Consider the following 22,520-nt stretch of genomic DNA (forward strand, 5'->3'; position numbering starts at 1 on the left):
CCGACAATACCGGCGCTAACAACAATGTCATATCCATCTAAACCATCTCCTGAGCACTGCGTAACGACCTTCGATGAATTTGTGCGATTGGCAGATTATTCTCTGATGGACACCTTAAATGCCGACCCTGACGCCACGGTCGATGGCGACGATCACCGTGCCCGCCAGGTTTTCTCTGGTCATTTCGTACCTGTGACACCTACGCCGCTGGCAGAACCAGAATATGTAGCCCATAGCAGCACTTTTTTTAAGGAACTTGGGTTGAGCGATGAGCTAGCGCTTGACGAAAAATTTTGCCATGTATTTTCTGGTGATCTCTCTGCGGCCCATGAGCCGATGCGTCAGGTTGGCTGGGCGACGGGTTATGCCCTGTCGATTTATGGCACCGAATATATCCAAAATTGTCCCTTCGGCACGGGCAATGGTTATGGCGATGGTAGGGCAATATCTGTATTTGAAGGAATCATTAATGGCCAGCGTTGGGAAATGCAATTGAAAGGTGGTGGCCCAACGCCTTATTGCCGTGGTGCCGACGGGCGCGCAGTACTCCGGTCAAGTGTGCGTGAGTTTCTAGCGCAAGACTATATGCAGGCTTTAGGTGTGCCAACATCGCGCTCTTTGACCCTGTATGTTTCTAAATCTGAGACCGTTACCCGGCCTTGGTATTCTCAAGACTCCTGCTCCACCGAACCTGATGTTTTGGTGGAGAATCCTGTGGCCATTTCAACTCGCGTTGCCCCCTCCTTTTTGCGCGTTGGTCAGCTAGAGTTATTTGCCCGCCGCGCTCGCAGTAATGCTCATCCAAAAGCATTAGAAGAGTTGCGCATGATTGTGGCGCATTTAATTGAGCGAGAATACAAAAGCGATATTGATCAAACCCTTGGTTTTGCAGATCAATTGGTTGAGTTGGCTAAGTTATTTCGCCAACGTCTTACGACCCTGGTGGCCAATTGGCTACGGGTTGGTTACTGTCAGGGTAATTTTAATAGTGATAACTGCGCCGCTGGTGGCTTTACCCTCGACTATGGACCCTTTGGGTTTTGTGAAATTTTTGACCCTCGGTTTCAACCCTGGACGGGCGGCGGCGAACATTTTGCATTCTTCAATCAGCCCATCGCAGCAGAAGCAAATTATTATATGTTTTGGAAAGCTGTGAGACCTTTGCTGGCAGAAAATACTGATGCTTTAGAACAGTTCGACCACGTAGGCCGTGGCTTTGCAGAAGCCATGCAACAACAAATCCAAAAAATGTGGGCGGCCAAACTTGGCCTGACTGAATTTAACCCAGAGCTATTTAAGACATTAATGCAGTTAATGACTGCCTCAGAGGTAGATTACACCATTTTCTTCCGCGAGTTATCCCATATACCAGGCGATATCTCACCATTGAAAAAGAGCTTCTATGGTAAAACGTCACAACAACTCGATGAACAATGGCAATCTTGGCTAAAAAGCTGGAGCGACCTCGTCATTAACGATGGCAATTTGGCTGAGATATCAGCAAATATGAAACAGACTAACCCGAAATACACATGGCGAGAGTGGTTGATCGTCCCCGCTTACCAACAGGCCATGCAGGGTAACTACACGTTAGTTAAAGAGTTGCAAGCAGTATTTAGCTCTCCATATGATGAGCAATCACAAGAAATAGAAGATAAATACTATCGCCTAAGACCTAGCGCGTTTTCTGATGTTGGTGGCGTGTCGCACTATAGCTGTTCATCTTGATGACTACGCGGCGATGGCCGCAGGCCGGTCTTTGACCATCGCAGACCTGATTCAACAGCGCCAGGTGGCCCGGCAACACCGGGACTTTGCCACAGCAGATCAGATTCGCGATCGCCCGGCGGCAGTGGGCATCATGGTGGTTGATCAACCGGATAGCGACGTGCACTGGCACCGACAGTAAATCACTGACAGAGCAAACGACTTAACTATCCAACGGGCTTCTCACTCCCCGACCGCCCCGATTGAGCACATGGGTATAGATCATCGTGGTTTTGACATCTTTGTGGCCCAGCAGCTCTTGCACCGTGCGGATATCGTAGCCATCTTCGAGCAAGTGGGTGGCAAAACTATGGCGAAACGTATGGCACCCGATCCGCTTAGCAATGCCTGACGCACGGACAGCTTGCTTTAGTGTTTTCTGTACTCCACTCTCATGCAGATGGTGACGGCGAATGATGCCACTGCGAGGGTCACGCGAACGTCCTGTCGAAGGGAATACAAACTGCCATATCCAGGCGCGATCAGCATGGGGGTGTTTACGCTCTAGGGCAAAGGGCAGATAGACCGAGCCATAGCCCTGGCCTAGATCCAACTCGTGTAAGTGCTTTACTTTACGAAAGTGTTCTTGCAATGGCTCAATCAAACTATCGGGCAGCATGGTTACCCGACTTTCGTTCCCCTTGGTGTCACGGGCTACAATCTGCCGCTGAGCAAAATCAATATCCTTGATTCGCAAACTCAGCCCTTCACTGAGCCTCAAACCGCTGCCATACAAAACCCTGATCACCAGCCCGTGAACCCCCGAAATGTTCTTTAAAACAGAGCGAACTTCACCTTTAGTCAGCACTGTAGGCAGATAATTCGAGCGTTTCGCCCGTACAGCGTCCAATGCCCCCAGGTCTTGATTAAGTACATTTCGATACAAAAACAACAGGGCGCTGAAAGCCTGATTCTGAGTTGAAGCCGATACATGCCCTTCTACAGCTAGATGGGTCAAAAATGCTTCGACCTCTGCCCCGCCCATATCTTTTGGATGCTGCTTGTTATGGAAGAGAATGTACCTACGAATCCATCCGACATAGCTTTGCTCAGTTCGATAGGAATAATGCTTTAGACGAATTGCATCGCGAACTTGGTCAAGTAGCTTTCTGGGTCGGGATTCCATGGCGAGGAAGGTAGATATTGGTAGTATTAATGTACCAAATGCTACATCCTTGGCCTGCGTGCTAACCATGAAGATTTGCTGAAGCTATCGGCATATCCCCCCTCAGTAAGCCTATTATGCAGAATAAATTCTGGCTAAACACCTCCATAAGGGTAATTATCACAACTTGATTCGGCATAACACCCTAGTTTGGGCAGATAGCCTGACAGATTTCGGTATAACTCCCGAATTTGGGCAGATAGCCTGACAGATTTCGGTGTAACTCCCCCCAGAGGAGGTGATATGCAACTCTGATTCTGGCTAGCTACTCTGCTATGGGGTGTTAGACGGAATCTAGGAAGGAAAGTCAGTATAAGCAGTAGTTGGGCTGCTTTATATCCCGGTTGTGGCAGTAGCCAGAAAATCCTTAGCTAAAAAATAGCTTTACAATATAGAGCTAATTCTCCAGATTCAAAGTTAACTTATGGCTGGCTTAACAAATTTAGAAATAATGAAAATTGTTAACCGATATATTGGTGTATCTGGTGGTTATCTTGGTGATTTTAGCTATCGAACCCATGCTGACTTTTATCCGGAGTATTGTGAGGAGGATATAGATCCTTATAAATATGAGGGAACTACACGGGAGAGATTTATTGCCATTTTGAGTGAAGCATCACCACAAGTGCAAGCAAAAATTGTACGCGGTGTTTTAGAAAGATTTCCACTAGATACACAAAATTGCCCAGACACAAGAACCAAACAACTGCATGACGAGTTGCTAGAGATCAGCAAGAGATTAGAAGCCTCATCACCAGTCCTAAGTCCTGATTTAAGAATTAATAGTGTAATTGTTGAACGTGCAATTGGGGATGTAGAAGCCTTAATTCAATCTAGTGATGCAGTAAGCGGAGTTGATCGAATTCATACTGCCTTACATGGCTATTTGCGTGCTGCTTGTGATGCTGAAAATATTACGTATGCTAAAGATGACAGTATGACCAAGCTATTCAAATTGCTTCGCCAACATCACCCTGCTCTTCAAAATCTAGGTACACGTTCACAAGACATCGAACGTATTCTCCAAGCATCTGCAAATATCATGGATGCATTGAATCCAATAAGAAATAATGCGAGTGTAGCGCATCCAAATGACGATTTGTTAAACAAGGAGGAAGCAATGCTAGTAATCAACGTAACACGCTCACTACTACATTATCTCGATTCAAAGTTTGTAGTGTAGCGGCAGCCGCCCAACAATTTGGGTGCAGCGGATTGACCGAAGCCGCTTGTCGAGTTGCAAACGTGTCGGCAACCGCTGACCCGAGCCGTTAGCCCGCCAAATCTCGGATAGATGGCTATTTCAAGCTTGGAGGAGCTTAAACTGGGACTTTATTTAAAGGCATGGTACAAAAAAAGTTGAGTCCAAGCTTTAGCAACATATAATCTGTATCAAACAGAGCAATACCGACCCAGCTTTTCATGCAGACTATTCTTACGACACCACCTAGCGTCACACCTTCCGTACAAAACACTTCGGCTACGCTCAAAGACTATGTTCCTCTCTTTCAGTCTTTGGTTTGGTCAATTTTCTGGCTACTGATATTTTTGCTTTTCCGAAGGCAAGTTATCGAACTTCTTGATGTTTTGCGAGAGCAGCTTAAAAAAGGAGCTTCCTTTAAAGTTGGGGTACTAGAACTCTCATCTAGCAATGTTGTAGAAAAAACAGCCGATCTAGGAGATAAAGTAGAGACAGCAGGAAGACCAGATAGGCTTCAACTTTTATTCAAAGCGCAGGGAGTTTCTAAAGGCCGTTTTTTCATAAAAAGTACTAAAGCAATGAAAGTTCCTGGAGGTTGTGTTGTTCAAGTAACCAGTGAGATTCAAAACCCTGATAAGACTTGGAGTATTGCTGAATCTTTAACTTTTGTTCCAGGGGATGTAGTTATTAAAGATGATACAGATAGCGAAGATAAAAAGTCTGGTCATTTTTTGGATAACTCCAATCATTCAGCAGGTTTAGAACAAGTGTGATCTTCATCAGCTATTCTTGGGCAGATTCAGTTTTTGCACGACATATTGCTAGGCAATTAAGTGAGCAGGGACATCAGGTGTGGATAGACTATCAAAACTTAAACTTGACTGAGCCGTTAGCACCTCAGATAGCATCAGCAATTAGAGCGGCAAATTTAGTTTTGGTTGTTAGTTCTCCGCACACTTGGTTATCCCGTTGGGTACAATTTGAACTCTTACTAGCACAATTATGGTGCAAGTCTATTCATGTTATTCGCGTACCCCTTGAAGCGTGTTAAGTTGTTCTTCAAAGAATGGAGCTGTAGACGAAGAGATTTTTAATCAACAATACGCTGGCTAACAATTCGGGTGCAGCGGATTGACAGAAGCCGCTTGGGTGGGATGCAAATGCTCTGGCAACCGCTGACCCGAAACGTTAGCCTTATGTTCGCGGCAACTGGAAATTTTTATGAATGGTAGTGCTCTAATAAGAAAAGCCGTGGTGTCAGACGCTGAAGTCATTTCTGCAGTACACGTCGCCTCAAAACAGACAGCGTACAGAGGGCTTGTGCCAGCGTCGATTTTGTCGGAGCTTTCCATGCCTCAAGCAAATGCCGAACGCCAGGAAAGGTGGCGCAAGATTTTGGCAAGCGATGAAGTCGACGTTTTTGTCGCCGAGCTTGATAAACAGGTCGTCGGTTTTGTGAGCGCGGGTACTACACATGATAATGAAGGGCTCCAAAAGGCTACGGGAGAGATATACGCACTCTACGTTTCTCCCGATCAGCAGCGGGTCGGTATTGGCCGAAAGCTGATTGGCACTGCCTTGCGTGGGCTTGAGAAGCGAGGCTTTAGTGAGGCAACGCTTTGGACGGCTTTGCCATCTGCTCGAAGCTTTTATGAAGCAGTTGGTTTTCGGTTGGACGGTGCCGAAAAAGTGAGCCCTTTGGTTCGTGGATATTACTTGCAGGTCACAGATGTCCGCTACCGTTGTGATTTGGCTAACAAGGCAGTCGAGACGGACCGCTAAACGCGATCGCTCACCTCATCGTTATGCCGACTACTCTGTGGTGGGGGCAATTCGAGAAAGATGGCTCTAGGTATAAAAAACTACCTAGGCCAGGATCTGGGTAGGCGGTAACATTAGTGGGTTACTAATAACCGCCCCGGTGCTACTGCCAATGCCCATCCCCCAAATTGTGATCGACACCAATGTCGTTGTTGCTGGGCTGCGATCTAGGAACGGGAGCGCTTTTCGTCTATTAGGGTTGGTTGGGAACGAGCAGTTCAAGATCAATCTTTCTGTACCCCTAGTTCTGGAGTACGAAGAGGTCTTATTGCGAGAACTGCCAAATTTGGCCATTAATGCCTCAGACGTACAAGATTTCCTGGATTTTCACTGTTCCGTTGCTACCCATCACCAAATTTTCTTCCTCTAGCGACCTTTCTTGCCCGATCCAAAGGATGACATGGTGCTAGAACTAGCGGTTAAAGCGGGGTGTGATAGCGTAGTGACATACAACATCCGCGACTTTGCAGGCATTGAGCGGTTTGGGGTTAGTGCCGTCACCCCGGCAAACTTCCTAAAGTCCATTGGAGGACTGTCATGAGCACGTTAAGCATCCAGCTACCTGACTCCTTATATAAAAGCTTGCAGAGCCTTGCAGCACAAGACGGGGTTTCGCTCGACCAGTTTATAGCCCTAGCAGTTGCCGAGAAAATTTCAGCATTAACGACTGAAGGGTATTTACAGGAGCGCGCCAGCCGAGGTGATCGAGCAAAATATGAGGCTGTGTTAGCCAAAGTTGCTGATGTTGAGCCAGAGTTGTACGACCAGTTGCCGCCAGCATAACAACCCGTTTGCACCCGACCGCCGCGAGGTTATTCCCTTGGATCGAGAGGTTATCTACGGCGGGTAAAGCGGAACGTTATGTGACTTAGGCAATTTCTGGCAAACAAATTTCCCCTAGCTAAGCGGTTCAGCGCCTAAATTATATGGCGATTTCTATAAAGCGATTTCTATAAAGCGCTTTCAATCAGACTTTCAGTGCTATCGCTCATGCAGTTTGCGTGCCTAGCCGCTTACGACTTTGTTCAGCAGCTTGTGCCGCCAGCAAAGCTATAGGGGTCGCTGCCCCAAAGGGGCTAGGGCAATTATAAAATGCCAATCGAGAGCCCTGACCCCGCCATGCGCATATTGCTAGTTGAAGACGAACTTGACCTGGGAGCCGCCATCCAGCGCGACCTGAGGCGCGAGAAGTACGTGGTCGATTGGGTGCAGAATGGCGATGAAGCCTGGCACCTGCTGGGCGATGCGGCCCAAAGCTATACCCTGGGCGTTTTCGATTGGCTGCTGCCGGGGCTGACCGGCGTGGAGTTGTGCCGAAAGCTGCGATCGCAGGGCACCCCCCTGCCGGTTTTGCTGCTCACCGCCAAAGATCGGCTGCAAGATAAGGTAGAAGGGTTAGACGCCGGGGCCGACGACTACTTGGTCAAACCCTTCGGCTTGGAAGAACTGCTGGCTCGACTGCGGGCGCTGCAGCGGCGATCGCCCGCCTTTCAGCCTACCCAACTCCAGATCGGGGGCCTGAGGCTCGACTACGGCACTTCCACCGTGGCGGTGGCCGACTCGGCCCAGCAGCCCCTACCCCTGACCACCAAAGAGTTTCAGCTGTTGGAATACTTTATGCAACACCCCAACCAAATTTTGTCGCGGGAGCAGTTGATGAACCGGGTATGGTCGCTGCAAGCCGACCCCATGAGCAACGTGGTGGCGGCCCAGATCCGGCTGCTGCGCAAAAAGCTGGCCGACCACGGCTGCGACGGGCTGATCGAGACCGTCTACGGTATGGGCTATCGGTTCAATGCTGCCCTTTAAGTCACTGTTCCCCCAAAAGACCCAGCCCTACGCCCGTCCCTTCTGGCTCACCCGCTGGCGGCTCACCGCCCTCTACGCCAGCACCATGGGGGTGATTTTGACCGCCACCGCTATCGGCTTTTACTGGGCGGTGGCCCAAGACCACCGCCGCGAGATCGACCACCGCCTGGAGACCATCGCCAGCACCCTCCACGACAGCCTCGAACCCTCCCTCCATCAACCTGGGCAGCTCACGCCGTTGGTCTTGCAAATCTTGCCTGACCTGTGTACGGATATGACAGACTGCCCTGCTATACCCGATCGCCACGTGATGGGTTTGCTGCACCAGCAGGGCTACTACCTGCGGCTGCTAAATTTGTCGGGGGAGATGGTGGCGATCGCCGGGGATCCTCCAGACCGGGTCATTCACCCCACCGAAGCGGGCCTCCACACGCTACACAAAGCCGATGGCGTCACCTACCGCCAGATGTCGCTGCCGCTTAAAAATGCTGCCGGCATACCCTGGGGCTACCTTCAAGTGGGCAGTTCCCTAGAAATTCTAGACCAGCACCTGAGCTGGGTACGGTGGGCCTTGCTGCTGGGGCTACCCCTGGCCCTGGGGCTAGTGTGGGCGGTGAGTTGGTGGGTGGCGGGCCTCGCCATTCGCCCCGCCTACCGAGCTTACCGGCAAATTCAGCAGTTCACCGCCGATGCGGCCCACGAGCTGCGCACTCCCTTAACGGCAATTCGCCTCTCCGCCGAGTCGGCCAACCGCGCCGAGCCCAGTGCCGATCGCACCTCAGAGACCGCAGCCCAAGCCGTGCTGCCCGTTGTGGTACGGCAAACCCAGCGCCTCACCACCCTGGTCAACGATCTGTTGATTCTCTCCCGTCTAGAGCAAGCCGACGATCGCTCGCCACCTACCCTGATCTACCTGCCCGACCTCGTCAAAGACATCGAAGAAGAATTTGCCGCCCTGGCCCTGACCAAAGGCATTCACCTGACCACGGTTGCGCCCACTGCCCAAACGCTGACCGTGCGCGGTCACGAGTCTGAACTCTATCGGCTGCTGCTCAATGTGGTTGGCAATGCCCTGGAGTACACCCCCAGGGGCGGTAGCGTGACGATTCGCCTCACCCCACGCGATGGCCGTCCTCGGCCGGTCTCTGACCATCGCTATGCCCTGATCGACGTTGAAGACACCGGCATTGGCATTGCCCCCCCAGACCAGTCCAAGATTTTTGATCGGTTTTACCGGGTCAACCCCGATCGCTCCCGCCATACAGGCGGTTCTGGGCTGGGGCTGGCGATCGCGCGGGCGATCGCCCAGGCCCACGGCGGCAATATTCAAGTCAAAAGTGCAGTTGGCCAGGGTAGCTGTTTCACCATTCAACTACCCCGATCAGCTTAAGCTGATGTCTCAACGTCTGGTGAATCACGGCCTGATTGAGCATTCTGACATTCAACCCTTTGCTCAAAACATCGCCAATACCCAGCGTCAGGAAATCTAGCAGATGCAGGCTGTGTCGTCCTACTACACCGGCGGCAACTTACCACTGCAACGCGGCATCGGGATTAGGGCTGAGGGGGACAGGTTTGCAGATAAACGCCAGGATGTAAATTTGGTGAGCCTCCGTGGAAGCAGTTGTCATTTGGCTAGGTTGCTGAGGAACCTGGGGAGTTTGGGGCAATGTGGGGCGCATGACAGCTTCCTGCTGCAGTCGCAAAAACGCTTTTGACGCAACGGCCTGAGACAGTCCAGGTTGCCTATCCACTGGCTGTAGTGGTTTCTTCAAAGGTAAAGTCGTCGGCTCGATAGCCTGTATTGGCCGGATTTGAGCCGGGGTTAACGAGTTGACCTTAAGCGACTGAGCCGTCGTCGACTGAGGGAGATTGGCCCTGAAGGGTTGAGTCGCTGCCGTCTGAGTAAGGTTAACTGAGGCTAAGTTGGGCTGGGTCGTTTGAGTCAGGATGGGATAGGCCAAGTCAAGGGAGGTGACAGGGCTACTCGCTACCTGCATCATGACAGGGGGGCGATTTAAGACGTCTTTACCCTTAGGAAAGTCAGTTGGGTCAATCAAACTATTGAGCTTGGGGCGTCTAGGGCCGATGACTACGGGCTTTACTGGGGAAGATGGGTTAGACGTTGTCGGGGGTATAGGAGCAGGGGCTTGAACACGGCGCTTCACCGTAATATTGCGGGCGAACACCACCGCACTGACATAGGCAGGGCATTGGCCAGCAGGGGGCGTATTGCCGTTGGAAAGCTGGCGGCTGCGATCGATAAAGCGCCAAAAGCGGGCTTTAAAAAGGTCAGAATCCAGCCAAGTGCGTACGATCGCAGCAGAGCTAAATTCCAACGAGATGGACTCAATATCGGAGGTCTGTAGCTCGGCGGCAAGACGCGATCGCAACTCCGCAGGAGCCGTCTTGACCATCAGGTTTACTTCATCCCGAGTTAGATTAAAGGTTTGCCAAGAGCCCGACTCCAACGCATTCATCGGTGAAAAACTACTGGGATAGAACTCTACGCCATCAGTATCAGTCAAAACATTAATATTGGGATCAATTTTGCTGTTCCATTCTCCCCAGGTTTTATAAGGATTTTTGGCCCCTAGGCGACTGCGTATCTCTTGAGATTGCTCTACCTCTTGCTTAAACCCTTCATTCAGCCAACGGTTCTCTAAGTTACGCAGCTGTTGCCGGAGTTGAGGTTCTTCTACCTTAAGCCAATGCTCTTTAAGCGTTAGATCGGTTGTAGTTTCACCAGTAATTTTAGCTGAGTTATAATGCTCTTGAAGCACAAACCACTGATCACGAAATTGATTATAGGCTTTCACGGCTGGGCTCGGCTCTGGCCAACCATCCGTACCTGAAACGCTTAAGAACTGTACGGCTCGTTGGTATTGAACGTCTTCTTGATCCGTGCGGGTGGACTGGGCTAACTCGGTATCATGCCCACCTAAAACATTTTTGTAAACGTCCCAGAGATAACGGGCTTCTACCGGCTGCCACGCTTGCCCAGCTGGAATTAAGTTAACCAACAGTGAAAATTCTTTTAGCCGAGACACGTTGAAATTTTGTACAAAACTCAGGTCGGCCTGGGTATATTGCAGCGGCGTGAGGGGAAAGCTGAGAAAGGTATTATCACCGCCAAAAACATTTTGGGCCTTTTGAGTAAGGGCCAATTGGGCGATCGCATCTATAGCCATCAAAAATTCCTCCAATGGAGCGGGTCAAAAATGAGGCAAGGGAAACCGGGAGAATAGGTGGCAGACTTCAACGTCTCCCCCCAGAGGAGAGAGCACTAAGAAAGTGGGTTGGCTCCCCTCTCCCGGTGGGAGAGGGGTCGGGGGAAGGGCCTAAATCCACTTTTCAATATTGGGCAACGGATTGGGTGACTTGGGCAGAATATGGCACTTAAAGCCAATCACCTGCATTCCAGGCACCTTCATAGTTTGGCCATCAAAGGTATACCCGTGCTTGGCAGTGGTTTCACCCAAACTGGTACTGCGTTTGTGGGAACCGCCCAGGTTAAACGCCCCAAAGGAAAGTGCTCCGCCGCCACTGGCCGATGACCGCTCGTACTCAGAGAGATACTCCGAGAATCCGCTGCTTTGGCCAAGGGAGAGTTCTAGATCCTTAATCACCACCATCGACGTAGGATAGGCCGGAATCAAACCCTTAGCAGGGTTGCCGCCATCGCTCACCATTTGCGACTTAGCATCAGGACTGTTTTGGTCAAAGCGCCAGGTTTTGCTGTTCAGAAAAGCCGTCTTGAGCCAGGGCCGAGCCACCATCACTTGAGCAATCTTGAAGGAGAGGCGGAAGCGACTGCTGTCAAATTTCACCTTTGACTCGTAGGAGGAGCTAGCGTTGCTACCGCCGCCGCCGCCGCCCACGGTGAGGAAGCCGAGGCTAAAGCCACCACCGGCCTTGGTACTAGAGGCTTGAGAAGCATACTTGGAGTTGCGATAGCGGTTGTAGCGGGTAGAGTTGAAGGTAAACTGCGTCCAACCAGAGGCACGGGTGAAGTTTCCGGGAACGACCGAGGTAAAGTAAAAGTCGCTGCCTGAGGCCAAACTGGTGAGTTTCGCTTTTAGCAGGTCGTCGCGATATTGATCCTTCAGCAACGACATATCTCGCTGCATCACTTGATCAATGAAGGCGTTGATTTGCTCATAGTCATTTTTGTAACCATTGGAGACCCAATCTGACATGGCGGCCCGCACTCGGTTACGCAGAATGTTGGCGTTCATTGCCCAGTAATGAACATCTTCAGGACGGCTAGCGGCCAAGGCTGCAATACGACGGCTATTGTACTCTAGGGCAGCCGCTTCGTAGTTAGCCATTTTTTCCTGGTAGAGCTTCACAATCGGGCCATCTTCGGTAATCTCCCGCTCGCGACCAAATAGGTCTGTTTCTGTACGGGTCACATTCAAAAGACCCCGGAATTGCTCAATGCGTTGCTTGATATCAGCGGGTAGTTCTGACTGCATGACCTGACTCATGCGTAGAACATACTCATAGCGCTCGGAGAGCGTGCCTTCATTATTCATCACGCTGAGGCGGGTGAATTGTTCGTTGTTGAGCTTGGCTAAATCTGGAACAAAATCGACCATGCGGGCAAAGCTTTCGGCCTGCATGTAGAGTCGGGCCGTATCGGTTGCCCGCAATTGGTCGAGGAGCTCTGGGGTGATTTCTGGAGTTTCAGTTTCAGTACCCAGATCTTTAATGGCAGTTTTATTGACAATGCCAGTTAGTCCCTGGCTAAGAAAGTCAAAATCATCGGCTTCAATGGGCATGCCAGGTGTTGTCCAGCTAAAGAAGTTATCTTCCGAAGCAGGAACATTACTGTCACCGCTAGTTAGCACATCGTATAGACTAGCCATAATCGAATTGGCTAAAGCACTGGGGGTTTCGAAGGACATAATCGAGTCTCCTATTTTTAAAACACAGCTCTGGCAGCTTTATTCTTGTCGCCTTATTCTTGTTAGATTCGCAAGGCCATCCTGGATATAACCCATTAAGAATTTATCCATTCGGTCTTCAAAAAGCCAAAAAGTAAACTGCTGCCAATTGGCTATGTTTTAAGTATGGAAGCTCAATAGGTGTTTGACATGACCCGCGCGGGTACTTCTTTTCGATCGCGTTATCCCGAATCCAAATTCCATACTCCCGATTCCCAACCGGTCAACCTCCTGAATTCTGAATGAATACCCCCGATTTTTAGGGACGTAGCCGGCTACGTCCCTACGGGGTTCCTGATTATGAATTTGGGTTTAGTAACTCAGATTTCCGATAACCTACTCCCATCTGGATTCCCGTTTCCACGCCTGCGCGGGGGCAGGCTCTCCGCTTAAAAACTGACCTATTGATTAGGGCAATTTCCACTTGCGACGGAGAATTGCACCAGCCTGCACCCCCTACAGTGAAAGCCACACTGGCAAGGAGCAGAAGATGACTATCAACTATTTAGGCAACTATTTAGGATTGCTGCGATTAGTCGCGATCGCGATCGCACTACTACCGGTTTTTGTCTGGCTCGATCGCGGGTCGCGGGAGCGGGGGTATAACCTCCAGGGCAAAACCGTTTTGATGACCGGGGGCTCACGGGGTCTGGGGCTGGTAATGGCACGACAGCTGATTGAGGCCGGTGCTCGCCTGGCGATCTGCGCGCGCGATCAGGCCGAACTGGAGCGGGCATGCGCCGAACTGACGCAGCGAGGCGGCGATGTTTTAGCGCTCACCTGTGATGTGACCCATCAGGCCCAGGTTGAGCAAATGGTGCAGCAGGTCAAAGAGCACTTTGGCGCGATCGATATTTTGATCAACAATGCTGGTACTGACATCGTGGGGCCGCTAGAAAACCTGACCATGCAGGATTACGACGACCTGATGCAGCTGCATTTTTGGGCACCGCTCTTCACCACCACGGCCGTTTTGCCCGAAATGCGCCAGCGCAGGGCTGGCCGCATCGTCAATATGTCGTCCGTCGGCGGTAAAGTCGTGTCGCCGCATATGGTGGCCTACTGCGCCAGCAAGTTTGCCCTCACAGGGTTGTCAGAGGGCATGCGCGTTGAGCTGGCCCAGTCAGGCATTGCCGTCACCACCGTCTGCCCCGGTTTAATTTATACCGGCGTTAACGATCACGGCCTGTTTAAGGGGCAGCACCGCAAAGAGTTTACCTGGTTCAGCATTAGCGAGTCGCTGCCTGTGATCTCTGCCAGCCCAGAAAAGGTGGCGCGGGTGGCGATCGCTGGCCTGCGGCGGGGGGCCGCCGAAGTCATTGTGCCGCTGCCGATTCTGCTGATGGCCCGGTTCTACGGTGTGTTCCCTGGGGTAATGACCAACCTGCTGAGCTGGGGAAATAGGCTGCTGCCAGGCCCCACTGAGGGCGGCCAAGAGCGGGCCTTTGGCCGCGACAGCCACTCCTCCTGGGCACCGTCATGGCTGACCTATTTGAGCGATCGCGCCGCTCGACGAAACAACGAGCTGCCCGTCAACGAGCCCAAGGCGACGACCGAGGTCAAGCCGGTTAGCCCCAGAGCGCCACAGCCCGAGGAAACGGCCTGATTGACTGACAAAAGTTTTGAGGTAGGTTGGCGTTGAGCGAAGTGAAACCCAACACCAGTAACGGTTTTGTTGGGTTACGCTAGCTTAACCCAACCTACGGCAGAACAAGGGTTTCAGTCGCCGTGGTCGCCGGTAGCACTGCATTCTTATGCTAAGTGTATACTGCCCGTAGTTATTCTATGGAACAAACATCGTGAAATTATCTAGCTGGATGATTCTGCCATTGGTGCTTGGTCTCTCTACTATGACCGTTGCCTGTAACCCCGGTGGCGATGGAGAGGCTGACGAGCAGCTAGAAACAGAGCCGACTGAGGTTGAGCCTCTTGACGGCGAAGAGGAGGAGGAGGAAGGTGAAGGTGACGACTAAAGGCTTTTGTCGTGAGATCAACACAGCCTTATCAACCTCTACTATTGCGATTCTTGCATGGGTTAACAGGACTGTGCCTGATTGCTGCCATCTTGACTGCATTCTGGACTTATAACAGCTTCGATGGCCGCTGGGGAAGCATTTCACTGCCTAAATTTCAAGCTATTGAGGGCATACACGGCACTTTTGGCCTGTGGACGTTGCTGATTTTTCCGGCTTTTGTAGTCTATGCCTGTCGGCCAGGTAAAAGGCGCTTAGTCCAGGCTAGCTCTCTGGCAAGCTTCACTAAAACTGGCCAACCAATCTGGTGGTATACACTAAATCAAATCTGCAATACTCTGGCACTTTTGGCCTTAACCTTTGCCCTCTTTAGCGGCAAGATGATGGATGAAAAATGGCTCCCCGAAGGAGAGTTAACCCATGGATGGTATTATGCTCATCTCATATCTTGGGTCGTGATGGTGGCGGCGATCGCGTTTCACCTCCTGATCAACGCCAAGGTTGGGGGGGCACCGCTGTTGCTTTCCATGGTGCAGTGGCGCTACCGGACCCAAGACAGTCCTATCCGTTGGCCGCAGCAGGTGGCTGAGTGGTGGGGGCGTTACTGGCCCAGCCCTTGGTTGGGGTGGTGGCAGTCCCGGTCTGATCTAATTGGCCTCGAAGCGACCCTACTGGGTACTATCCTAGCGGCCTGGCTCATCTCAATTTTCAAAGTGGTATAGCTGTAGCCAGTTCGGTTAAGACATGTCTCCTAAGAACGTTCGAACGTTCGAACGTTTCTAGGGTTTCTGGATATCCTAACCCAAGTGACTATGCAACCCGCAAGCAGTTTCCATGACGTCATCCACGTAATGGTCAACCCAATTGCGAAACGGTTGAACCAGAATTTGACACCGCTTAATGCCGCCAATATGGTGTTCTACGGCGACGCGAAGGCTGGAAATGCTGCGGTTGTTCATCGTCTCGATAGCGGTGGTCATGTTTCTGCCTTCATAGGTGTCGCTCAAATACTGGACCTTGCCCCCCCGGTCATGAATCACCACCTTCTTGACGGTGTGGGCCTTTTTCTTGCCGCTGTAGTAAGTCTTGCGGTCTCCCGTATCCTGAGGCCGATTGATCCGACGTTCGGTGCTATCGATGATGAATTCCATACTGGGACAGGCGCTGAGAATGGTCTCTAGGTTGGCAAACTCTCGCTCCGGTAACTGCCGTTTGTATTCCGATCAGGTCTAATGTGTGAGCGGATAAATTGCCAAGCCGATCACCGCAGAAACAATGACCAGTAAAGGCTCTGGCAGCTTCTTTTTGAAGGTCAGCAGCAAAGCGAGGGTGACAACAGCTACGATAATTGTAGGAATATCTACCAGCGATCGCTTTCCGAGCACCACCACCGCGCCAGTAATCGCCCCGATCGCCGCCACCGTCACCCCTTCGACAAAGGCTGCTACCCCCGGCTGCTTGCCGTGCTTCTTGAAGTACGGTGCCGGAATAATCGTGAATAGGTAGCAGGGAAAGAAGGTCGCGATCGCCGCTATCACTGCCCCCCAGAACCCAGCTACCAGGAAGCCGATAAACCCGACCGTAATCACAATTGGCCCTGGTGTAATCATCGCTACGGCAACCGCATCGACAAATTCTTGGGCATTTAGCCACTGCAACTCATTCACCAAGCCGCCGTAGAGAAAGGGCACGATCGCTAGGCCACTGCCAAACACAAACGCCCCTGCCTTGCCAAAGAAGGTGAAAATTTGCCAGAGGATGCCTAGATCGGCCGCTGGAATAGCCATTAGAGTCGGCAGAAACGGCACTATAGCAAAACTAGATAGCCGTCTGGGACGCCACTGCTTAGGGGGAGCCTTGACCAACCACACCAGCACCCCCGCCGCCAAAATTAGAGAAATCTTCTCAGACTCGGTGATCACCGTGACCGCCGCTGAAACGATGTAAATTGCCCAAAACAACCAGTCCTGGCCGATGGTTTTGACGGTGAGCTTGTAGCTGCTGTTGGCAATGATGCCGATTACCGTGGCACCGACAGTGTAAAAAATGGCCTGCATCCAGGGCAGACCACCGTAAATGGTGTAGGCCCACCCCAGCGCCAGCACCATCAAAAAGGCCGGCAAGGGAAAGATTAGTCCCGTCAGCGTTGCACCCAGGGTACCGTAGTGGACATAGCCCATGTAGATCGCCAGCTGCTCGGCCAGGGGACCTGGGGCCAGCTGCGCGAGGGATAGGCCTTCTTTGTAGTCTGACTCAGAAATCCAGCCACGAGCCTCTACCAGGTCGCGCTTCATGTAGCCCACCAGGGCAATGGGGCCGCCAAAGCCCCAGGTACCCAACTTTAGGAAGTACAACACCATCTGCCCCAGAGAATAGGGCGGCGGTGACAGGTCGGGTTGCGGGTCTGCCTGCGAATCTAGGACATCGGTCATGGGTTGATTCCTCTGACGACAAAACAGCACCCTCTAATGCGATTCCGAGGGTGCTCAGTCAGCAATGTAATATCTATTTATCAAGATCGCAACAGATGTTGCATAAAAAACAGTGACTCTTGGCTCAGGTCATCGAGTGGGGGGTGGGGCACTCGGCTCCTGGGCTCGCTCCTGGGCTCGCTCCTGGGCTCGCTCTTGGACTAGGGTTGCGTACAGCCCTTCAAACAGAGCGGTGCCGTGGAGTTCTAGGGCAGGGTCAGAAAAATTGGCTAGCAGCCAACCCCGCAGCAGGGCATCGACCCCGACTGTCTGAGGCTGACGGTATTGACCGTCGCGTAGGTCAATTTCGTGCACGATCTGGCCCAGTACTTGCAGAGCTGGATCGTTGCCTAAACCAAAGGCTCTGACCATAACCTCAAAGGTGCACAGATTGCCCTGGTGTTGGAAGTCGCCCTGATTCATATCAAAGGTGACTTCGTCGGCCTCCGCCGTTTTGGCGTAGCGAATCACGGCCTTGGGGTCAATGAAGCGGCGAATCAGCCAGATGCAGGCCAGGCGATCGACATGGGGGCGAGGCCGAGTCACCCACGATCGCTGCTGATACTGCTCTAGAGCGGCGGCGACAACAGCGATCGCCCCCGGTGCCGGTGCAAGGGCTGCTGCAATCTGGGTAAGGTGGGCCATCACCTGCGCCCCTTCAGGGCAGTCAAAAAAGTCGATGCGGCGGATGTCGGCATGGTGCTTGTAGAGCTTTTCGAGGCGCTCCTGTAGCTCGCCCTGCACATCAGGATTAGGAGAGTTAGCCAGCGCTGTCGCCTCGACATCCAGCTCGGTATAGTCGTCGCGCCGAGCGGCCCGAAACCGCTCGACAATCTCAGCGTCGGAGAGGCCCTCAAACTGCTCCACCCGCATAATCAGCGCCTCTCCCTTGGCCTTTTGCACCTCTTGGGCCAGCCACTGAAAAGCTTCGAGGCACTCATCGCGATCTGGCAGCACCTGAACACTGTTGAAGGCGATCGCCCCCAGCCGCTTCAGCCGTCGCCACAGGGTCACCCTCGGGCTCGACGAGGCCTTAGAAGGCAAAGAATAGGAAAAAACCAGCCAGCTCACGCCATGACCTCTACTCAAGAGCCAGAGTAGCGGATACAGCTACGCGGGGCAACAGGTATTACGTCTAAGGTAAGGGCGCTGGAGAAACTATGATCAACACAGGGATGATCAACACACGGGCATCCTGCAAGCGAGTTTCTTGTTGAGAATGCAGCTAATCAATTGAATAAAATCTAGTTAGGGTGCTTTTTGGAGGTTAATGCGAGTCCTTTTAGTAGAAGACGAGGAAGGTTTGGGCTTGGCCATTAAGCAGGTTTTGGTGGGCGAAAAGTACGTCATTGCCTGGGTCACCGACGGTGCCCAAGCCTGGTACTGGCTGGAATGTCGACTGTCGGCACAAGCAAGCCTGCAACAATGCTATCGGTCGCGTTAAGCACTCACAAATACCTGGTTCCGTCCATTCTTTTTAGCCTTATACAGGGCCACATCTGCCATTTCCAGAATACTGTCAAAGGTTATGGAATCGTTCATTGGAGCTACCCCTATGCTTACGGTTATGGTAATGACATTGTGATTTGATTTGATCGGGCATGCTTCTATCTTTGCTCGGACGCGATCGACTACATTGACAGCTTCTTCAAGTGGCGTTTCTCGCAGGATAACGGCAAATTCATCACCCCCGAGTCGGCCAAAGATATCAGATTCACGCAATTCGCTAGAACAGACCTGAACCAGATGGACTAGGGCTTTATCGCCCATAGCGTGTCCATAGGTATCGTTGATGGTCTTAAAGTGATCGATGTCAAATAGAGCTACGGCAAGCGTTCCTCCATTGCGCCTGTGAACGGCCATCTCCTGCTGACACAGAGTCATAAATTGCCGACGATTGCTAATGTTAGTCAGTGGATCACATGTGGCTTCTTTATACAATCGCTCCTCAAAGGCAATCCGGTCAGCATAATCCAGTTTCAAAAAATATCGGGTCAAAAATATGGCCAGACAAAAAAATGGTGTCACAATACCAATCACCTTCGGTGCAATGAGCCGACTGGGTTGTTCCACAAACCATGTCAGATAGCCTATGGATCGATTGGACGCATCAAGCAGCACCTTAGAGTTCATAGTGCCTTTAGTCTGGCTGGCAAGGCGTAGACCTAGAAGTTCATAGGAAGATTCAAGTTCCCCAATATATTCGGCATCCAGCCGTCTACCCAGAGACAAGTAGCTATCGGGCCTAATTTTCTTAGTTTTCTCATTTTTGAACGGGCCCAGAGCGACCAAATAGATATCAGTCCCGGCCAGAATATATCCAGCCACCATACCCTCATCACCTTCTTGAACTTTCAAAGACTCCTCAATCAGATCTTCCAGTCCACCTGACATGAGTGTTTCAAATTTAAGCCCCTTAACTTCGTCGTTGATGCTCAGGTTAGCGACTTGTCTGTTCGCTTTGATGGCCAGAGTGAAATCAAACCCATGTTGGTCGATCAGATATTGACCAGAATTACCTTCAATCCAAGTTTCGTCCAGATTAACAATCAGATTTTCGTAGGCCTCATCCCAGCCAGAGTATTCAAGCAGGATCGCTTTCAAATACCGGGTTTCCAAATTTAGGGCCATATCTACTCGGTTGGCTCGATCCAGCTTAGCTGCTCGGTCTAGAGAAGTTAACAGAAAAAGGATGCTGAACACAACTGCAAAGCCAGTCGCAACATAAAGCCCACTGATTAAGGCAATAACAGATTCTGTTGTGACAAATTTTTTATTCTCACGCATTTTTTGGGTCAGCCGTGAAGATAGAGCCCATATGTTCTAAAGCGTTGTTTCGTTGAGTTTTCCAAATCAATTCGGTTCGTCTGCTGCACAATTATGTTTTCAACATTTAGATCTAACGCTTAAGATTCCCTATGCTCTATGTTATTCAACATTCCTGGGCCACAATATTTCAGTATTTAAAGTATTGCTCACAACTTTAAAGATAAGCCTAAGTTTTCGGGTGTGACTTGTGAACCCACGGCACTGGTCTGTTAAGAGGAGATACAGTGAAACCCTCTGCTGGAGTTCGATAGAGTAGGGGCAGGGTTCGTTCGAGCTGAGCCTGCCGCTGCTGCTGCTCAGCCCTGAATGCAGCCTGTCCTTCAGCCAATGCCGCCAGGATGACATCTGTAGAGATCGAGCCATTCCACACTGGCAGTCACAGGGACAATATCGTCGGTCGGCTCACCCATATTAATACGTAGGTTTTGAGAAAACCAGGCAGCACGCCAGCGGCGACCCACCGGTAATTTTCTAGCTTTAGCTACAGTAAATTATTCACTTGTACAAGTCAGCAACTATTAAGCGCCCTAGGCTCTCCTATGCCCAATTCAGCTACTGGCCCTGGCCCCAGGCGGGCTAAGGTGCAAACCCAGCGCATCGGCATGGATCAGCCAGTTTATCTAGTCAGGTTTTCGAGCAAGTCTGGGCCGGGGAGCGGCCCTCGCGTTGCCAATCGGGTACAGGGGTGCCTGGCTCGGCCGGAGGTGTTGGCACAGCTTTAAGGCGGCGTTTGAGCTGGAGGAGCAGAATGGGGAACGGAGCGCGATCGCCTCTTAGAACGGCTAGATGGCTTTCGAGGCAGTATCCAAGAGGCGATTTTTCACGCACAGATGGAGGGCGATGGCGCAGATCGCCTCACTAGCTGGGCAAAGGTGAGGATACAGCGACAGGGAGATGGGGCTAGCGGTGGCGAACCAGCTGTCCAGAGTTCTCCGTTCTAGTTCCTCAGGGCACTGAGGCGGGAAACAATGCGGGGAATTTGCACCGCGATATTGACAATGCCCTCACCCGTCTCTCGGCTTCTGACCTCCGCCGAGTTCAACGCCACAATGCGAATCTCATCATTCACCAGGGTCAAAATTGGCCCACCCGAAGACCCACCGTAGGTATCGCAGAGGTGCAGCACCACGTCCAGTTCTTCACCGACGATGCTGCACCCTACGTGGGCGCTGGCGGTCTGCCCCGGCTTGTCGGCGGGGAAGTCGCCGGAATAGCCCATCATGATCAAGTTTTCGGCAAAAGGTTGATTAGCTAGGGCGGTGGTAGGGATGGGAGCCATCATCAGGGTGCCGTATTTTTGACCCAGGGGGCGATCGAGGGTGACAAAAGCCCAGTCGTCAGGGTCAGGGTTGCGCCCGTCAGAGAAGTCGGTACCCACCAGCACCGGCTGTACGTTGGCGATGTCGTTGTTGCTGGCCACCCGACCGTTGATCAGGTTGGGCTTAAATTTGATGTTGGTGGCGAGCTGCCCGGTTTCGGCATCCATGATGCAGTGGGCGTTCGTGAGCACAATGGTTTCGGCCACCAGGGAGCCGGTGCAGATGTAGCCGTTGCCCTTGGGGGTGGTGCCCGAGATCTGCCCCACCGCCGACCAGGGGTAGGACGTGCTGGTTACTGGCACTCGCTTATCTTCGCCAATGACAGCGCGGCTGCCTTCGGCGGGGTTGGCCGAAATGTTCAGGCCTTCGGGAATCATCGGCTCGCTGGCCTCTAGGTCGAGCCCCAGCTCTAGAAGTGCATCGGCCACAGATTCGGTGGGGACGATTTCTACATTGCCCGCTAGTTGAGCAGGCTGGGGGCGTAGTGCCTCGGGGAGGTAGTTGGTCAGGCCTAAGGCCAGGCTGACGGCGGTGGTACCAAGGCTAAGATAGAGATTCATGATGCTTAACTCCAAAAAGAACGGCGTTTGGGTGGTTCTGGAGTTACGTAATTCTGGGGGTCGCAGACTTATTCACTCGGCGGCACCGATTAGGGTAAAAGCCGCCCAGTTGCGGGGATTGGGGTGCTGTTCTAGGGTCGTGAGCATGGCCTAGCGCAGAGCCTGGGCTTTGTCTTGGCCCTGGTTGATCTGGCGATAAAACTCGGTCATGAGATCGGCGGTGGGGCATCGGCGTAGCGGCCCATGGCAAACAGCACCGAACCACTGAGCGTCCAAGCGGCGTCATAGTCAGGGGCGAGGGCGATCGCCCGCTGGGCCGACTGCAATGCGGCTGGGTAGTTGCCCTGGCTGTAGCAGGCATAACCCCGCCCCAGCCAGGCCTCGGGCTGGTGAGCATTGAGGGCGATCGCCTGGTCAAAGACAGCGATCGCTTCCATGTAGCGCCCCTGAGCCAGCAGGGCAAAGCCCTGATCTATCAGCTCGCTGGCGTTGCTAGGAGTTTGGGGCAGGCCGGTGGGGGCGATCGCGCCAGTGCCCATCACGTCAGTAATCGTCGGCAGCTCGGGCGATCGGGCCAGGGTCGGGGGTAACCAGCCCGCCAGCAACGTCAGGGCGATAACAAAGGGAAGCGATCGGGGTTTCATCAGGGTGTCTCC

Annotated in this window: 22 protein-coding genes and 3 pseudogenes; 15 read left to right on the forward strand and 10 right to left on the reverse strand. The window is 52.2% G+C overall.

The genetic code is table 11. From position 1 onward, the window contains the following. The first annotated feature begins 24 nt into the window (after positions 1-24). Together RRF56_RS02915 and RRF56_RS02920 are read left to right on the forward strand one after the other, a co-directional pair. Complete coding sequence (locus RRF56_RS02915; protein WP_317036133.1) at positions 25-1,728, forward strand: protein adenylyltransferase SelO; 1,704 nt, start codon at positions 25-27, stop codon at positions 1,726-1,728. A 13-nt stretch (positions 1,729-1,741) separates the two neighbouring features. Further along, a complete protein-coding gene (locus RRF56_RS02920; protein ID WP_317036134.1) occupies positions 1,742-1,909 on the forward strand; it encodes a hypothetical protein in 168 nt (55 codons plus the stop codon). 21 nt (positions 1,910-1,930) lie between these two features. Here the strand turns inward: RRF56_RS02920 and RRF56_RS02925 are convergent, their stop codons facing one another. Beyond that, entirely contained in the window at positions 1,931-2,893 is a 963-nt protein-coding gene (locus tag RRF56_RS02925; protein ID WP_317036135.1) for an integron integrase, read from the reverse strand. A gap of 463 nt (positions 2,894-3,356) precedes the next feature. Here RRF56_RS02925 and RRF56_RS02930 point away from each other — a divergent pair, with 463 nt between their 5' ends. The 8 genes and pseudogenes from RRF56_RS02930 (at position 3,357) to rppB (ending at position 9,153) form a co-directional block, all read left to right on the forward strand. Continuing rightward, a complete protein-coding gene (locus RRF56_RS02930; RefSeq protein WP_317036136.1) occupies positions 3,357-4,115 on the forward strand; it encodes an abortive infection family protein in 759 nt (252 codons plus the stop codon). A 239-nt stretch (positions 4,116-4,354) separates the two neighbouring features. After that, entirely contained in the window at positions 4,355-4,906 is a 552-nt protein-coding gene (locus RRF56_RS02935; RefSeq protein WP_317036137.1) for a hypothetical protein, read from the forward strand. Continuing rightward, positions 4,903-5,184, forward strand: coding sequence for a toll/interleukin-1 receptor domain-containing protein (locus RRF56_RS26295; protein ID WP_410510524.1), 282 nt, complete (start codon positions 4,903-4,905; stop codon positions 5,182-5,184). The genes RRF56_RS02935 and RRF56_RS26295 overlap by 4 nt, the downstream gene beginning before the upstream one ends. A gap of 299 nt (positions 5,185-5,483) precedes the next feature. Further along, positions 5,484-5,915, forward strand: a complete 432-nt coding sequence (locus tag RRF56_RS02940) for a GNAT family N-acetyltransferase (protein WP_317036138.1) — start codon at positions 5,484-5,486, stop codon at positions 5,913-5,915. A gap of 151 nt (positions 5,916-6,066) precedes the next feature. After that, positions 6,067-6,495 (forward strand): annotated as a pseudogene (locus tag RRF56_RS26300) (putative toxin-antitoxin system toxin component, PIN family). Continuing rightward, on the forward strand, positions 6,492-6,737 hold the full coding sequence (locus RRF56_RS02945) for a CopG family transcriptional regulator (RefSeq protein ID WP_317036139.1): 246 nt from the start codon (positions 6,492-6,494) through the stop codon (positions 6,735-6,737). Before RRF56_RS26300 ends, RRF56_RS02945 begins: the two are co-directional and overlap by 4 nt. Positions 6,738-7,073: 336 nt before the next feature. Continuing rightward, a complete protein-coding gene (rppA, locus tag RRF56_RS02950) occupies positions 7,074-7,763 on the forward strand; it encodes a two-component system response regulator RppA (protein WP_410510700.1) in 690 nt (229 codons plus the stop codon). Next, entirely contained in the window at positions 7,750-9,153 is a 1,404-nt protein-coding gene (gene rppB / locus RRF56_RS02955) for a two-component system sensor histidine kinase RppB (RefSeq protein ID WP_317036141.1), read from the forward strand. The genes rppA and rppB overlap by 14 nt, the downstream gene beginning before the upstream one ends. A 139-nt stretch (positions 9,154-9,292) precedes the next feature. On the opposite strand, the gene RRF56_RS02960 is transcribed toward rppB, so the two are convergent. Both RRF56_RS02960 and RRF56_RS02965 read right to left on the reverse strand, forming a co-directional pair. Next, positions 9,293-10,954 (reverse strand): hypothetical protein, encoded by a 1,662-nt coding sequence (locus RRF56_RS02960; RefSeq protein WP_317036142.1) that lies wholly within the window; start codon positions 10,952-10,954, stop codon positions 9,293-9,295. A 150-nt stretch (positions 10,955-11,104) separates the two neighbouring features. Then, complete coding sequence (locus RRF56_RS02965; RefSeq protein ID WP_317036143.1) at positions 11,105-12,673, reverse strand: hypothetical protein; 1,569 nt, start codon at positions 12,671-12,673, stop codon at positions 11,105-11,107. Between the two features lie 529 nt (positions 12,674-13,202). Between RRF56_RS02965 and RRF56_RS02970 the strand changes: the two genes are divergently transcribed. The 3 genes from RRF56_RS02970 (at position 13,203) to RRF56_RS02980 (ending at position 15,407) form a co-directional block, all read left to right on the forward strand. Further along, a complete protein-coding gene (locus RRF56_RS02970) occupies positions 13,203-14,318 on the forward strand; it encodes an SDR family oxidoreductase (protein WP_317036144.1) in 1,116 nt (371 codons plus the stop codon). 193 nt (positions 14,319-14,511) lie between these two features. Then, on the forward strand, positions 14,512-14,685 hold the full coding sequence (locus RRF56_RS02975; protein WP_317036145.1) for a hypothetical protein: 174 nt from the start codon (positions 14,512-14,514) through the stop codon (positions 14,683-14,685). Positions 14,686-14,696: 11 nt separating this feature from the next. Further along, a complete protein-coding gene (locus tag RRF56_RS02980; protein ID WP_317036146.1) occupies positions 14,697-15,407 on the forward strand; it encodes a cytochrome b/b6 domain-containing protein in 711 nt (236 codons plus the stop codon). Between the two features lie 75 nt (positions 15,408-15,482). Here RRF56_RS02980 and RRF56_RS02985 read toward each other — a convergent pair whose 3' ends face one another. From RRF56_RS02985 to RRF56_RS02995, 3 genes are all read right to left on the reverse strand, one after another. Then, positions 15,483-15,836 carry a transposase family protein gene (locus RRF56_RS02985; protein WP_317036147.1) on the reverse strand — a complete coding sequence of 118 codons (354 nt, stop codon included), beginning with the start codon at positions 15,834-15,836 and terminating at the stop codon, positions 15,483-15,485. Positions 15,837-15,914: 78 nt separating this feature from the next. After that, the gene (locus RRF56_RS02990; protein ID WP_317036148.1) at positions 15,915-17,117 is read right to left on the reverse strand and encodes a chromate transporter; all 1,203 of its coding nucleotides are present in this window, start codon (positions 17,115-17,117) and stop codon (positions 15,915-15,917) included. Between the two features lie 129 nt (positions 17,118-17,246). Continuing rightward, positions 17,247-18,200 (reverse strand): chromate resistance protein ChrB domain-containing protein, encoded by a 954-nt coding sequence (locus RRF56_RS02995; RefSeq protein WP_317036149.1) that lies wholly within the window; start codon positions 18,198-18,200, stop codon positions 17,247-17,249. A gap of 226 nt (positions 18,201-18,426) precedes the next feature. Here RRF56_RS02995 and RRF56_RS03000 point away from each other — a divergent pair. After that, a pseudogene (locus RRF56_RS03000) lies at positions 18,427-18,549 on the forward strand (DNA-binding response regulator); the annotation flags it as partial. A gap of 47 nt (positions 18,550-18,596) precedes the next feature. Here RRF56_RS03000 and RRF56_RS03005 read toward each other — a convergent pair. Beyond that, entirely contained in the window at positions 18,597-19,943 is a 1,347-nt protein-coding gene (locus tag RRF56_RS03005; RefSeq protein WP_317036151.1) for a diguanylate cyclase, read from the reverse strand. 581 nt (positions 19,944-20,524) lie between these two features. On the opposite strand from RRF56_RS03005, the gene RRF56_RS03010 reads away from it, so the two are divergent. After that, positions 20,525-20,707 carry a hypothetical protein gene (locus RRF56_RS03010; RefSeq protein WP_317036152.1) on the forward strand — a complete coding sequence of 61 codons (183 nt, stop codon included), beginning with the start codon at positions 20,525-20,527 and terminating at the stop codon, positions 20,705-20,707. Between the two features lie 215 nt (positions 20,708-20,922). On the opposite strand, the gene RRF56_RS03015 is transcribed toward RRF56_RS03010, so the two are convergent. The 3 genes and pseudogenes from RRF56_RS03015 to RRF56_RS03020 form a co-directional block, all read right to left on the reverse strand. Next, complete coding sequence (locus tag RRF56_RS03015; RefSeq protein ID WP_317036153.1) at positions 20,923-21,864, reverse strand: trypsin-like serine peptidase; 942 nt, start codon at positions 21,862-21,864, stop codon at positions 20,923-20,925. A 72-nt stretch (positions 21,865-21,936) separates the two neighbouring features. After that, positions 21,937-22,089 (reverse strand): annotated as a pseudogene (locus RRF56_RS26305) (CHAT domain-containing protein); the annotation flags it as partial. Further along, entirely contained in the window at positions 22,071-22,508 is a 438-nt protein-coding gene (locus RRF56_RS03020; protein ID WP_317036154.1) for a tetratricopeptide repeat protein, read from the reverse strand. The gene RRF56_RS03020 and the pseudogene RRF56_RS26305, both read right to left, overlap by 19 nt. Between the last annotated feature and the right edge of the window lie 12 nt (positions 22,509-22,520).

This window comes from Nodosilinea sp. E11 (assembly GCF_032813545.1).
Lineage (GTDB): Bacteria > Cyanobacteriota > Cyanobacteriia > Phormidesmidales > Phormidesmidaceae > Nodosilinea.

Bases quoted from the DNA above. Each gene is read 5' to 3' on its own strand.
- RRF56_RS02920 (WP_317036134.1), top strand. From the start codon at position 1,742: ATGGCCGCAGGCCGGTCTTTGACCATCGCAGACCTGATTCAACAGCGC.
- RRF56_RS02925 (WP_317036135.1), bottom strand. From the start codon at position 2,893: ATGGAATCCCGACCCAGAAAGCTACTTGACCAAGTTCGCGATGCAATT.
- RRF56_RS02930 (WP_317036136.1), top strand. From the start codon at position 3,357: ATGGCTGGCTTAACAAATTTAGAAATAATGAAAATTGTTAACCGATAT.
- RRF56_RS02960 (WP_317036142.1), bottom strand. From the start codon at position 10,954: ATGGCTATAGATGCGATCGCCCAATTGGCCCTTACTCAAAAGGCCCAA.
- RRF56_RS02990 (WP_317036148.1), bottom strand. From the start codon at position 17,117: ATGACCGATGTCCTAGATTCGCAGGCAGACCCGCAACCCGACCTGTCA.
- RRF56_RS02970 (WP_317036144.1), top strand. From the start codon at position 13,203: ATGACTATCAACTATTTAGGCAACTATTTAGGATTGCTGCGATTAGTC.
- RRF56_RS03010 (WP_317036152.1), top strand. From the start codon at position 20,525: ATGCCCAATTCAGCTACTGGCCCTGGCCCCAGGCGGGCTAAGGTGCAA.
- rppB (WP_317036141.1), top strand. From the start codon at position 7,750: ATGCTGCCCTTTAAGTCACTGTTCCCCCAAAAGACCCAGCCCTACGCC.
- RRF56_RS02915 (WP_317036133.1), top strand. From the start codon at position 25: ATGTCATATCCATCTAAACCATCTCCTGAGCACTGCGTAACGACCTTC.
- RRF56_RS02935 (WP_317036137.1), top strand. From the start codon at position 4,355: ATGCAGACTATTCTTACGACACCACCTAGCGTCACACCTTCCGTACAA.
- RRF56_RS02985 (WP_317036147.1), bottom strand. From the start codon at position 15,836: ATGGAATTCATCATCGATAGCACCGAACGTCGGATCAATCGGCCTCAG.
- RRF56_RS03005 (WP_317036151.1), bottom strand. From the start codon at position 19,943: ATGCGTGAGAATAAAAAATTTGTCACAACAGAATCTGTTATTGCCTTA.
- RRF56_RS02965 (WP_317036143.1), bottom strand. From the start codon at position 12,673: ATGTCCTTCGAAACCCCCAGTGCTTTAGCCAATTCGATTATGGCTAGT.
- RRF56_RS03015 (WP_317036153.1), bottom strand. From the start codon at position 21,864: ATGAATCTCTATCTTAGCCTTGGTACCACCGCCGTCAGCCTGGCCTTA.
- RRF56_RS02940 (WP_317036138.1), top strand. From the start codon at position 5,484: ATGCCTCAAGCAAATGCCGAACGCCAGGAAAGGTGGCGCAAGATTTTG.
- RRF56_RS02945 (WP_317036139.1), top strand. From the start codon at position 6,492: ATGAGCACGTTAAGCATCCAGCTACCTGACTCCTTATATAAAAGCTTG.
- rppA (WP_410510700.1), top strand. From the start codon at position 7,074: ATGCGCATATTGCTAGTTGAAGACGAACTTGACCTGGGAGCCGCCATC.
- RRF56_RS03020 (WP_317036154.1), bottom strand. From the start codon at position 22,508: ATGAAACCCCGATCGCTTCCCTTTGTTATCGCCCTGACGTTGCTGGCG.